A 12,490-nucleotide genomic window follows, 5' to 3' on the forward strand; every position below is an offset into this window, starting at 1 on the left:
TTACATACTGGCCCTGTTCTCTTCTTCATTCTGTTTGCTTTGCCTGGCACTGTGGGTTGATTTTCCAAAACTGTAGCTCAACGTTAATGCCGCCTTTTTCTGGCCAAACCAGTGCCACAATTGATTATTAATAATGCTTTTTTCGCGGAATATATAATGTACTTCAAACGTATTGAAAACATCATAAAAATTGAACTTGGAATTCAGCTTCCCTTTAAACCATGTTTTTTGCAGGCCCAGGTCTACATTACCGATAGGCCTGATAATATACAGACCCGAACCCTGGTTGTAACGGTAATTATAATAAATATCAAACGTGCACCCTTTGGGAAGGGAAAACACGTGGCTACCATTCACCATGTGTCGCTTGATAGGTATCGCGTAAGTAACGTTATGGTAGGGTGTTTGTTCCTTTAAATAATAACCGCCAATAGTATGGCTCATTCTCCACCACTTTGTAACGGTAAGCGGAAAGCTTACTTCTATGCTGGCAAAATCATTGTAAGGCAGGTTTCTTCCCAGGTATTGCAGAATATTCGTAACAGGGTCATACTCGGGATAGCGCGTCATGGGATCTGTTTCCCTGCCGGCACTCACAGAAACAGTAAAGGCCTTTTGGGAGTAGGAAATACTCAGGGTATTCGTTTTCGAAGGCAGTAAATAAGGATTACCTACCCAGTAATTGAGCGGACTGAAATAAAACCGGAAAGGATTAAGCTGGGCAAAAACGGGGCGGGTGATGCGGCGGCTATATGAAAAATGAAGCTGTTGATTTTCACTAATGGCATAAGTTACATTCACACTGGGCAGCCAGGTTAAATAATCTCTGTTCGTTACCTCTTTTAGGGTAACGGCATCGGCAGTGCTATGCGTGTGTTCAGCCCTCAAACCTGCTATAATAGTAAACTTTTTGAATTTCCTTTCATAAGAAGCATACCCGGCAGTAACATACTCATCATACCGAAAACTATTCGTGCGACTGCTGTCCAGCTCAAAACTATTCCCGGTATTCAAGGTATCATAACGTAGGTCATTCCAGGTAGTCGTAAAAGCAAACCTTCCGCCTACACTCCATTTCCCTTTACCAGCATTCCCTGAAAGGTCCACCTGCGCCGTACGGATGAAAATATCATTCTTTAAAATAGTTTTCCAATAAGTCTGTAAATCTCCGGTAAGTGTATTCCTCGTTTGTATATCCTCCCGCTGCCGGTTGCTGATATTCACCAGTGAGCTTAAGAATTGCAATTGTGTTTTGCCAATCCGTGCCATATAATTCAGGTTCACAGCATAATTATCCTGTTCCGGATCATAATAATTATGGGTATTCGTATGGGAAACCATGTTTTTGGCCGATGAATCGGTAGTATGAAGTGTATTGTAGGCATGCATTTTCCGGTTTACCTGGTAAGCCCTTAACAAGATCTCGATACGCTGGTCTTTTTTAATAGTATAATCTGCTCCCAACTGGAAATTAAAATTATCGTTATCCATTGATCGACGGTTTTTTGTAGCCATGATATTGGTATTGGCCAAATGCTGCAAGGCACGGTACTGGTAAATATTTGAGCCCACTGTATATCCCAAACGGGCTGTATAGGCGATCTTGTTTGTTTTATAGGTGAGCAGGAGATTATTTTCCACCAGCGTATAAGCATTTTGCTGGATATTGGTGCTCACATTGCCTTTCCAACCCAATGTCCGGTCCCGCTTTAATTTAATGTCAATAATTGCCTTATGCTCAGCATCATATTGTGCGGAGGGATTCGCAATCACTTCCACCGATTCTATCATATCGGGTGACAGGCTCGTCAGGTAATTTTGTAATTCTTCCGGGCTCATGGGCACCGCTTTGCCGTCAACAAATACGGCCGGCGTAATCCTCCCCGACAATAGGAGCGCACCATCGCCGCTCACTTCCAGGCCGGGTATCTTTCTAAATACATCAAGGGCATTCGTCGCTGTTTTAAAAAAACGGTTGCCGGCCACGTTAAGCACTAGCCTGTCTGCCATACGCTGAATAGCAGGTTTTCCACCGGTCACTACTACCTCATTCAGCAAGCCGGGGTCAGTAGTCATGGGTATATTACCCAGGTCCAACATGTCCTGAACAGCATTTGCCACCAAAACCTCTCTATACAATTCCTGGTGTCCCAGGGAAGAAAGCAACAGGAGGTATTTTCCGTTTAGGATATTGCGTAGTTCAAAAACGCCGGTAGAATCGGTTACCTGTTCCTTAACGGGGATTGAATCCCGGGAGGAAAGCAGGCGTACAGTAACAAAGCCTATCCCCTGGCTATTTTTACCATCTACAACCTTTCCTTTAACAGCTATTTGTGCCTGGGATGCTATATGAGCGCCCAGGAGCAGGCTAAAAATAAGACAGGACCTTACCAGCATTTGCAACATTTTTCGCAAACCTAATAAGGGGGCAAACTAGGAAGGTACCACATTGTAAATCCGGCGTACGGATTTATAAAACCGTACGATTTATAATAGCGGAATGCAGGAAATCAGTTCTTTACTTAGTATTATTTTTCTCCATGCTTTCCTTGAAAAGAGCGGGTGTGGTATCTGTCACCTTCTTAAAAGCAGTATAAAAAGTGGATTTGGAGTTGTAACCTACTTCGTACCCGATCGCTTCCAGGGTAAGGCGGTCATCAGTAGTGATCAGTTTACAGGCTTCCCTGATCCGGTATTCATTAATATAGGTCGAAAAACTTTTACCCAGGTTCTCATTCAGCAGTTGCGACAATTGGTGGGTGGAGATATTGATCTTTTGGGCCAGGTCGCTTAGTTTGAGGTTGGGGTCCTTGTACAGGTCCTTATCCACAATAGCCTTTTCCAGGTTTTCTATCCATGCCAGGGCATCGCTTTCGGCTATCTTTCTTTTTTCAGGTTTCCCGGGCTGTTCTGCTTCAGGTACCTGCAATATCCTTTCCATCCTGGCGCCATATAAATAAAAGGAAACAGTAAGATATAACATAAAAGAAAATAAAACTGCCCCGCTGATATACAGGCAGATGCCCAGTACGGCCACTCCGCATAAGGCCAGCAGATAGGAAAGGAAAAAAATGAAGTTACTCAGGAATATCAATAGCCAGAAGACTTCCCTTTTCTTCAGGCTGGATGGCTGTGTAAAAAGCGTTTTTAAAAGCCCCTTCAGTAAAAATCCCGTAGCGATCACATACAGCGTCCATTGCCCATAAATAACATAAGCTATAATACGGTTCCAGGCCAAAGGAAAAGTTTGGTAAGGAATGAGAATACCCACCACCACTAAAACACCCAACAAAATACCCCAGGTCCATTTCCACGAAGCTGGCGGCCGGGTAACTTGCAGCAGTGCCGACCGCGTAAAATAATACAGCGCAGGGCCGATCAGGAAACAGGCCGACAAACCTATCTGCAAATAGATATAGGGTACCAATTCGTGATTGAAAAATAAAAAAACAGACTTGGCTACCCGCAAACTGATGGCCAGCAACAGTACACCCAGCAGGAGGGTAGTGAGTGACCTTATCCTTTTGCTTACAAAAAGATAAATGCTCAGCACAAAGCCATTAAAAGCCCCTAACAAACTAATAAAAAACAATATTTGCTGACCAATGCTCATGGATACCTGTAAAAAGGGTGACAGAGGGGGAAAAATTAAGACAAATTACGCGGAATAAACCCTGTTATTCCTAAAATTTGCATCTATGAGAAAGATCCTCCTCCTTCTTTTATTGACAGGTGCACTATATGCACATGCCTAACAGCAATATACCACAGAAAAAGATATTCCTTACTATGCAGATTCAGTCAATAAAAGAAGTGCATACCATCCCAAAAAAATACTGGAAAAGAAATAGATCCCCGCGAAATAAACGGATTGGCTATATATTGAGCGCTACGCGTCGTCCCGTTGCGGCAGCTTTATAAATGGCCTCAATAATGACCAGGTCACGACGGCCTATTTCACCCGGTATGGGCGACTCGCGGTTGGATAATACACACCTGGCAAAATCGTCCATTTGTAAAGCTTGCTGATTGGGTGGTGTAAAGCTCAGCGGTCCGCGACTGGTTTCCACCACCATGCCCCGGTAAGTAAAGGCATGTTCCTTAAATTCAATCCAGCCCTTGGCGGAAGCCGCTTTGAAGCGATCGCAATTATGCTGATAACTTGTTTGTGCCGTGCAGATAGCTCCTCCGGGAAATTCCATCGTCCAGCTCATTCCCTGTTCCACATCAACAAACAGATCTGGTCGGGTGGTAGGATGTGCGATCGCCGTTACTGCGAGGGGAGCTGCGCCATTGGCTGCCATACACGCTCCCTGAATAATATAAATACCCAGGTCCATAATAGGTCCGCCGCCTGCCAGCTTTTTATCGGCACGCCATACTTTCGTGCTCATCACAAAACCACGGTCGCCTGTCATATTGGTGATCGGGCCAAAGCCCTGTTCTTTTGCCAGCCGCATCAATTCCTGATGATAAGGATCAAAATGGAGCCGGTATCCTACAGAAAGCTTCACCTTGGCAGCCCGGCAGGCAGCTATGATGCTATCGCATTCTGCCACCGTATTGGCCATCGGTTTTTCGCAGATAACATGTTTGCCTGCCTGTGCGGCGGCAATGGCATGTGCTGCATGCAGGCCGTTGGGCGTAACAACATATACAATATCTATATCAGGATTGCTGGCCAGTTGGGCCATCGTATCATAACTATATATGTTTTTAACAGGAAATCCATAATCTTTTGCCCATTGTTCTCCTTTTTCCTTTGAGCCGGTGACTACTCCCATCAGCCGGCAGAACTTTGTTTCGCGCAAAGCCGGTCCCAATTGCCGGGTACTGTATTTGCCCAGTCCCACTAGGGCTACACCCAGTTTGCGGTCTTGCCGCTCACCGGCATAAAGACCCAACGGACCGGCTATGACTGCTGTTGCTGTACCGGCTGATAGCTGTGAAAGAAATGAACGGCGGCTGATTATTTTTTTCATAACAGATGGGTTATATGGCAAACCAATTTAACCCATTAGGACTTAGGCATAGTAACCACAGATAGCTGTTTATGAACTGATTTTGGCAAGAAGAAGTTCTGTATACATTTACATACACCATATTTCTCCGGCCCGTACGGTAATATAAATGGTATCACCAATTGTAAAATCATCATCCGCTGTCTTCACAAACAGCTTATGCTTTCCAACCATCACCGTCAGTTCGTAATAACTGCCATAATAAAGTACTGCTTTTACAATAGCTGCCGCACCCTGGTCCTGCGTGGAAGAAACAACCAGGTCTTCAGGCCGTAGAAAAAGATGGGCGGAATGTTTCATGGAAATAGCCGGGCCCAGGAGTATCGTTGCCAGGGAATGGTTCAGCAGGTTATAATTGCCAAATAGGCCGGCTACATATTCATTCGTGGGTTGCTGATAGATCTCTTGTGGTGTTCCCGATTGTATAACTGCGCCATCTTTCATCACCAGTATCAGGTCGGCCCAGGAAAGTGTATCGAGGGGATCGTGTGATACCATCATACAACTGATCCTGAGTTTAGCGCCAATATCCCGGATAATCGTTTTGAGCAATTGCTTATGCACCATATCTGTATTGGAGAAAGGCTCATCCAGTAATAACAGCCGTGGGGAAGTGATCAGTAGCTTGGCCAGTGCGATCCGTTGCTTTTCGCCGCCGGATAATTGATTCGTTCTTCTTTTAAGCAGGTGATTGATCTGGCATACTTCATACAAAGCGGCGGCCGCTTCATCGGATAGCAGGTTGGCATATTCCAGTACCTGCTCTACCCGCAAATTATTGGGCAGTTCAAAATGTTGGGAAAGGTATACAATACCCGGATGTCCGGGTATCAGCTTATCTGCAGGTCCCAGGATCTTCTTTCCCTCAAACAATACTTGTCCGGCATCAGATTCCACCAGGCCCGCAATGATCTTCAGTAAGGTGCTTTTACCGGAACCTGTTTCTCCTGCAATGGCTATCTGCTGAAACTTTTCCTGTAGGAAGCTGATCTGCTTTAATTCAAAACCCCGCTCGTCTTTTTTGGAAATACCGGATACTTCTAATAGGTGCATGTCATAAAAGGGAGTGTTGCTCCCGGTTGTCAAAAATAACTATAAGAGATGACAAGTACCTGGCAGTTATCTTGCCGATAATTGAACTTTCTTACCGGTGCGTGCCGATTCTTTGGCAGCTTCGAGGATCTTCACCACGGTAAGATTATTGGGCAATGCATAGAGGCCATCCGGCGCTACTTTAATTTTTCCGTGTATTACATCGGCCAGGTATTTGAAAGGATCTTCATATACTGGAATATCTTGAGCAGTTACCTGCCGGGTCATAACCTGGGAGCCTTGTCTTACGACTAGTGTTTTGCTGTCGGGCGCAAAAATATAGCCTTTGTCGCCATACACTTCCATATCCTTACGGTTATAGGGCCAGTTCCAGGACGCCTGTATAATGCATTGTGCGTCGGGGTAATCCACAATAATCGTAGCGTCATCCTCCACTTTAGGATAGATCTGAGGTTTGTATTGGCGGGTAACCGCCGTTACCGCAATGGGCTCCTGTCCTTTCATAAGATGTGTCATCAGATTGGCGCCATAGCAACCAAAATCCACCAGGGCGCCACCGCCATTCAATATAGGATCGGTAAGCCAGGCAAGGAATTCAGGGCCGCAGCCTATCTCTTTGGGACCTGAATGGCCGTCATGGATCACTGCTTTGCGGATGCGTCCCGTATAATTGCTGTCCAGTGCCAGTTGGAAAGTTTTGGCTACGGAAGGATACCAGCTTGTTTCATAATTGGTGAGCAGGTAAATATGATACTTGCGGGCCAGCGAGTCCATGCGGCGGGCATGCGCCATGCTCACCGCCAGTGGCTTTTCCACCATCACATGTATGCCTCTTGGTGCACAGGCTTCCACTACTTCCAGGTGACTATAAATAGAACCAAAAGCAAGTACAGCTTCCGGTTTTACGGCATCGAGCATCTTGCCGAGGTCAGTATAAATAATGGCAGGGGAGAAGCCATATCTTTTGGCCTGACGATTGGCCAGGGCCGTATCTTTCTCATACACACCAGCAAGCTGTATTTGCGCTTTGTCTTTATAGCCCAGTATCCAGGTAGCATGTCCATGATCTGTTCCTGCTACGGCTACCTTCAGCGGTTGTGCCATAGTGGCGAAGCAACAGCTTACCAATAAAAAAAGGAGGAGGATTCGCATGCCTAAATATAAGATGTTTTTTAGCGATGGAGTGGGGAACCGGATACTCATTAAATTAAAAGTGCTGTTCATTAACCGGCCTTTCGCTTCCGTTAAGTGAGGTGTAAAAGCCTGTGCACTACCCATAATAATGGGTAATGCATGGGCTTCCTGTTTTCTTTACCCGTTCAAAGCTGCCAAAGCCTGGGCAGGTGAAGAGAGATACAATTTATAAAGATCGGCGGTGCCGCCTACATGGATTTCATATTCATCCTTTTGGAAGGCATCAATAAAGGCGTCTGCTACTGCGGAAGGAGGAATACCTTTACTGCCGCCAATATCCTGGGAGAAATCAGTATTTACCAGCGGAGGCATCAGCTCAAACACCTTTACATTACTCTTTTTAGCCAGCTCAATGCGCAATGACTGGGAATAAGAGTGCAGGGCTGCCTTGCTGGCGCTGTAAGACGACAGGATATGATTGGGTGCAAACGCCACGATGGAAGTGACATTCACAATAGCTGCCGTCGGTTGTTGTTGCAACAGGGGAAGCAGTTGTTCATTCAATCGGGCAACAGACAAATAATTGGTATGGAATTCTTCAGAAGCTTTGCTATAAGAATCTACCCCTTTTTCCGACAGGGAATATACAAAAGCCCGGCCCGCATTATTGATCACTACATTCAGTTGGGGAAAGTCTTTCTGTAATCTTGCTACCAGTTCATGCACATCCTTTTCATCGGCTACATCCGATACAATGCCTGTTACATTAGTTAATTGTGCTACTGCCTTTTCCAGGCGCTCTTTATTCCGGCCGGTAATAATAACATGGTTGCCATGTTCTGTCAGTTGTTTCGCTATAGCGAAGCCGATACCGGCACTGCCGCCGGTGATCAATACGGTGTTGTTACTAAGTTTCATTTTGTTATCTTTTTTAATTTGGTGTATATAATTATATACCGATCGGTATATGTAGGGTCAAAAAAAATGAGCTCAGGGAGCGGATATATTGTTCACCACGTCTTTTACGGTTTCCAGTACCATGTCCAGGTAAGCCGGTTTATGCGTTGTTTTACCCAGCAACAGGCCACCTTCTACCAGGGCCATGATGGTGAGGGCTGTTTTTTCTGCATTGGTATCTTTCCTGAACTCTTTGGCAGCGATACCGTCATTAATAATGGTTTCCAGGTCTTTCTTCATATCCGTAATTGCCCGGGCTACCTTTTTCCGCAGTGGCTCAAAAGTATCATCGGCTTCTGTCCCGGCATTCAGCAGGGGGCAGCCTCCTTCAATAAAAGGCTGCTTTTGGGTGCTGCAGAAAAGATTGGCGAAGACCAGCAGCTTCTCCTTATTCGTCTTTGCTTTGCTCAGTTGTTCGGCTATTATCTTATCCCGGCGTTCCAGGGTGTAATCAAATACGGCCAGCGCTACCTCTTCTTTATTCTCAAAATTGCCATAAATGCTGCCTTTGGTAAGTTGGGTAGCGGCTGTAAGGTCAGACATGGAAGTGCCCGCATACCCCTTGGTATTGAATATGCCGGCAGTGGTCTCAATAATGAACCGGCGGGTCTCTTCTGATCTTGGTGTGAACTTCATATTGCAAATATACCGATCGGTATATGGTGCGGCCAAATATTCCGGGCCCTATTTTTAAAAAGAATTGTTAAGATGTGGTGGCTATCACTTTGCGTAAGTCTTCGGCCAGTAAGCTGGTTATCGTACCAGGGACGCCTGTACCGATTGGCTGCCCGTCTACTTTCACCACCGGCAGGATATTTTTAGTAGTGCTGGTAATAAATACTTCTTTGGCCTGGTAAAGGTCCTGCAGCGTAATGCTTTTTTCTTCCGTAGTAAAGCGGCTGGCTGCCAATGCCAGTACCTGCTTGCGGATAACGCCTTTAAGAATATGATGTCCCGGGGTTATTACCTTATCATCAGCAGTAACAATAAAAACATTGGAACGCGGGCATTCTGAAATAACATTATGTTGATGATACAGCACGTCGTGCGCCTGCTGCTGTTGTACAAATGATTGTAACCACACGGCCATCAGGTAATCAATGCTCTTGGCCGCAGGCAGTTGCCGCTGATGCGCATAAGTGGCAAGATGAATGCCGGTGGCATGCAGTCCCTGGTTCGCAGGAAGGGGTTGCTGGGTGATCACCAGGTTGGGAGTAGCCAATGTATAACCATCTGTTGAATAGCCGCCGGTGAGGGTAATACGGATACCTGAATCCGGCAGGTGGTTCCTTTCCATTAATTGCCGGAACAGGCCTTTAAGCGCATCCCGTGTATAATGCACGGGCAGTTGCAGGATCGCTGCCGACTGGTAAAACCGGTCGAGGTGATCTTCCAGGAAAACAGGCCTACCATGCAGGGTTTTAAAGAAATCGAAAATGCCATATCCTCTTTGTATGGAAAGATCATTCACCCGCAGGGTAGCTTGCTCAGCGGGCAGTAACTCATTATTGACAATAGTGTACATCATTATTGCTGAAGGCGGTTATATTTTCTTAATATGGGCAGTACCTTATCCATCGGTAATGCTTCTACAGCATGGCCTTTGTAGCCGGTGGTAAAAGTAGCGGTGAGCAGGGAATTAATAATGGCTTCCTCTGTAGCTTCAATAGCTGCCATAAAGAGCGGCGATAGTTCGTCATTGTGCAGCAGGCTCACCCGTTGTAAGGGTTGTTTATAATTGTGCGGCACACGGATGGAGTCGGCAGTGGAAAAAGCGATCACATAATCGCCACTGCCATTGGAAGCGATGCCGCCGGTTTTGGCCAGGCCCATAAAAGCCCGCTTGGCCAGTCGCTGCAGGTTGCGTGCATCTAGGGGAGCATTGGTGGCCACTACCATCATGCAGGAACCGTCCACATTATTCAGCAACTGGTTGCTGAAAGAAAATTTACCCAGTTCTTCCCCTATGGGAGCGCCATCAATTTGAAGCACACCCCCAAAATTGGTTTGTACCAGCACCCCCACAGTATAACCGCCCAGGCTGGCGGGTAAAGCGCGGGAAGCGGTTCCAATACCGCCCTTGAATCCAAAGCATACAGTACCTGTACCGGCCCCTATACAGCCTTCTTTAACCGCACCTGTACTGGCCTGATGTATCGCAGCGCGTACATCGTTCTTAGAAACATGCTGACCGCGTATATCGTTCAGCCAGCCATCATTGGTTTCACCTACCACGGCATTCACCGACTGAACATTTTCATTGCCTTTTTGCTGCAGGGTATACTCAATCACTGCATTCATGGCAGTGGCTACGCTCAATGTATTCGTCAGGATAACAGGTGTTTCGAGATTGCCCAATTCCTGCACCTGTGTGGTGCCTGCCAGTTTGCCAAACCCATTACCGGTGTATATGGCTGCCGGTACCTTCTGCTGAAAAATATTGCCGTCATAAGGAAGGATGGCGGTTACGCCCGTTCGGATGGAATCACCTTTGATAAGAGTGGTATGTCCTACCTTTATGCCAGGCACATCTGTAATGGCATTCCATTGGCCGGGCTTCATAACGCCAATGTGGATGCCATAATCACGGGCCCGTTTTTGTGCATGGCTGGTGAATATGCAGCATATAAGAACGGTAACTGGTAGCAGGAACTTTAGCATAGATAAGAAATGATAAAAGTAAAATTAGGGAAAAGGTCAGTGATACCGCTTTATACAAAGGCAGCCTGGTAAACATACATAATTTAAACTGAGTCATCATGAAATTCGCTATTGATAATAAACAGGACACTAACATCTGCGCCACCTGCGGCACCCGGTATGCTACGGCCAAACAGGCCGGTGATGGTTGTACTATCTGTAATGATGACCGGCAATATGTGCTGGAAAGCGGCCAGCACTGGACCAGCTATGAAGCAATTGCCGGTAGCCATACTATCCTGATTATCGAAAGGGATAAAGACCTCCATGACCTGCGGCTGGTGCCTGCTTTTGCTATAACACAGCGGACGTTCCTAGTACAATCGCCTGGAGGCAATATCCTGTGGGATTGCCTTCCCTTCGTAGATGAGCCAACAGCCATTTTCATTCAATCCAGGGGAGGATTAAAAGCCATTGCCATCTCCCATCCCCATTACTATAGTTTGATGGTCGCCTGGGCAAAGATCTTTGATTGTCCCATCTACCTGCATGAAGCCGACCAGCAATGGATCATGGATAAGCATGATCATATAGCATTGTGGAGTGGTAATCAAAAGCAACTATGGGATGGGATGAGCCTGGTGCATACGCCTGGCCATTTCCCGGGAAGTATCGTATTACATATGCCGCATCATGGCGCGCAGGGTACCTTGCTTACCGGCGATAGCATCTTTGTAAGCCGGGATAGAAAACAGGTAGGTTTCATGTACAGCTTTCCCAATTACGTTCCCATGCCGTCCGCCGATGTGCGTATCATTCATGAGCGGTTAGCTCCACTGGCATTTGACAGCATGTTCAGTGCATTCGACGGCCTTAATGTCTATACAGGAGCAAAAGAAATATTTACGAAGTCGGTAAAACGCTACCTGGAGATAATAGGAAGTAATGCCTCGTGAAGCCTATTGCTGTTTTTTTATATCCTCTCGGTGAGGGTCAGGCTGAAAATATTTTGAGACTAACCTCGTGGTATTTCTAATAGCCGTACTGTCTGTCATGGCAATCGCTTCACCTTTGCAATTGGTAAAGTATACATAATTACCCCGGTCGTAAAACCGGTATACCTTACAGCCATCGTGCTCAAAAAGATATTCCACCGTATACGTAACGTTGTTTTGTGAAGGTTCTTTGGAAAGTGGCCGTGCTATTGTACACGATGCAAAGGCCAGGATGGCAATAAATGGTAAAAACTTTTGCATAGACAGGGTTTCCCTAAAAATAAACGGTATGGTCATACTGAAGCGTTAAAATGCGATTTTTGACTTTTTATTAAGGTTGGTAACTGCGCGGAGATAACTGCCGTATTTCCAAAGAAGAGGTACTGAAGCTAACCGGTGATTGATGCGTACAAAAAGCCGTTGAAACACGCTTTTTTCATATCAGGAAAAGGGTTTATATTGGGTTGGGTTGCGGTCAATTATACCCTTTTCTCTTTCATGCCTAAAATATGCATCAATGATCCGCATTTATCGCTCAGATACAATACCGCCTTCCTTGCAGCCATATAAGGTAGCTTCGCTTATGAAAGAGTTGGAAAATTTTTATGAGCAATCATCTTCTACTATAAAAAGACAAAAGAGGTTCGATTTTAATGCATGGCCTATCCAGGGTGCCAAACAGCAGTTGGC

At 45.9% G+C, this 12,490-nt stretch carries 11 protein-coding genes; 1 reads left to right on the forward strand and 10 read right to left on the reverse strand.

Annotated elements, in window-relative coordinates; genetic code table 11:
- From HB364_RS08770 to HB364_RS08810, 9 genes are all read right to left on the reverse strand, one after another.
- Positions 1–2,397, reverse strand: a complete 2,397-nt coding sequence (locus tag HB364_RS08770) for a TonB-dependent receptor domain-containing protein (protein WP_167287508.1) — start codon at positions 2,395–2,397, stop codon at positions 1–3.
- Between the two features lie 121 nt (positions 2,398–2,518).
- Entirely contained in the window at positions 2,519–3,613 is a 1,095-nt protein-coding gene (locus tag HB364_RS08775; RefSeq protein WP_167287509.1) for a helix-turn-helix domain-containing protein, read from the reverse strand.
- A gap of 262 nt (positions 3,614–3,875) precedes the next feature.
- Entirely contained in the window at positions 3,876–4,982 is a 1,107-nt protein-coding gene (locus HB364_RS08780; RefSeq protein WP_167287510.1) for a Gfo/Idh/MocA family protein, read from the reverse strand.
- Positions 4,983–5,090: 108 nt separating this feature from the next.
- Positions 5,091–6,074: an ABC transporter ATP-binding protein gene (locus tag HB364_RS08785; protein WP_167287511.1), complete on the reverse strand. Its 984-nt coding sequence runs from the start codon at positions 6,072–6,074 to the stop codon at positions 5,091–5,093.
- 66 nt (positions 6,075–6,140) lie between these two features.
- Complete coding sequence (locus HB364_RS08790) at positions 6,141–7,226, reverse strand: Gfo/Idh/MocA family protein (protein WP_167287512.1); 1,086 nt, start codon at positions 7,224–7,226, stop codon at positions 6,141–6,143.
- A 159-nt stretch (positions 7,227–7,385) separates the two neighbouring features.
- Positions 7,386–8,126, reverse strand: a complete 741-nt coding sequence (locus tag HB364_RS08795; protein ID WP_167287513.1) for an SDR family oxidoreductase — start codon at positions 8,124–8,126, stop codon at positions 7,386–7,388.
- 72 nt (positions 8,127–8,198) lie between these two features.
- Entirely contained in the window at positions 8,199–8,801 is a 603-nt protein-coding gene (locus tag HB364_RS08800; protein WP_167287514.1) for a TetR/AcrR family transcriptional regulator, read from the reverse strand.
- A gap of 67 nt (positions 8,802–8,868) precedes the next feature.
- Positions 8,869–9,693 (reverse strand): aminotransferase class IV, encoded by an 825-nt coding sequence (locus HB364_RS08805; protein ID WP_167287515.1) that lies wholly within the window; start codon positions 9,691–9,693, stop codon positions 8,869–8,871.
- Positions 9,693–10,826, reverse strand: coding sequence for a DmpA family aminopeptidase (locus HB364_RS08810; RefSeq protein WP_167287516.1), 1,134 nt, complete (start codon positions 10,824–10,826; stop codon positions 9,693–9,695). Before HB364_RS08810 ends, HB364_RS08805 begins: the two co-directional genes overlap by 1 nt.
- Before the next feature lie 98 nt (positions 10,827–10,924).
- Here HB364_RS08810 and HB364_RS08815 point away from each other — a divergent pair, with 98 nt between their 5' ends.
- Positions 10,925–11,761 carry an MBL fold metallo-hydrolase gene (locus tag HB364_RS08815; protein WP_167287517.1) on the forward strand — a complete coding sequence of 279 codons (837 nt, stop codon included), beginning with the start codon at positions 10,925–10,927 and terminating at the stop codon, positions 11,759–11,761.
- A 3-nt stretch (positions 11,762–11,764) separates the two neighbouring features.
- Here HB364_RS08815 and HB364_RS08820 read toward each other — a convergent pair whose 3' ends face one another.
- Entirely contained in the window at positions 11,765–12,061 is a 297-nt protein-coding gene (locus tag HB364_RS08820) for a DUF4884 domain-containing protein (RefSeq protein WP_167287518.1), read from the reverse strand.
- Between the last annotated feature and the right edge of the window lie 429 nt (positions 12,062–12,490).

The sequence above is a fragment of the Paraflavitalea devenefica genome, assembly GCF_011759375.1.
Taxonomy (GTDB): Bacteria; Bacteroidota; Bacteroidia; order Chitinophagales; family Chitinophagaceae; genus Paraflavitalea; species Paraflavitalea devenefica.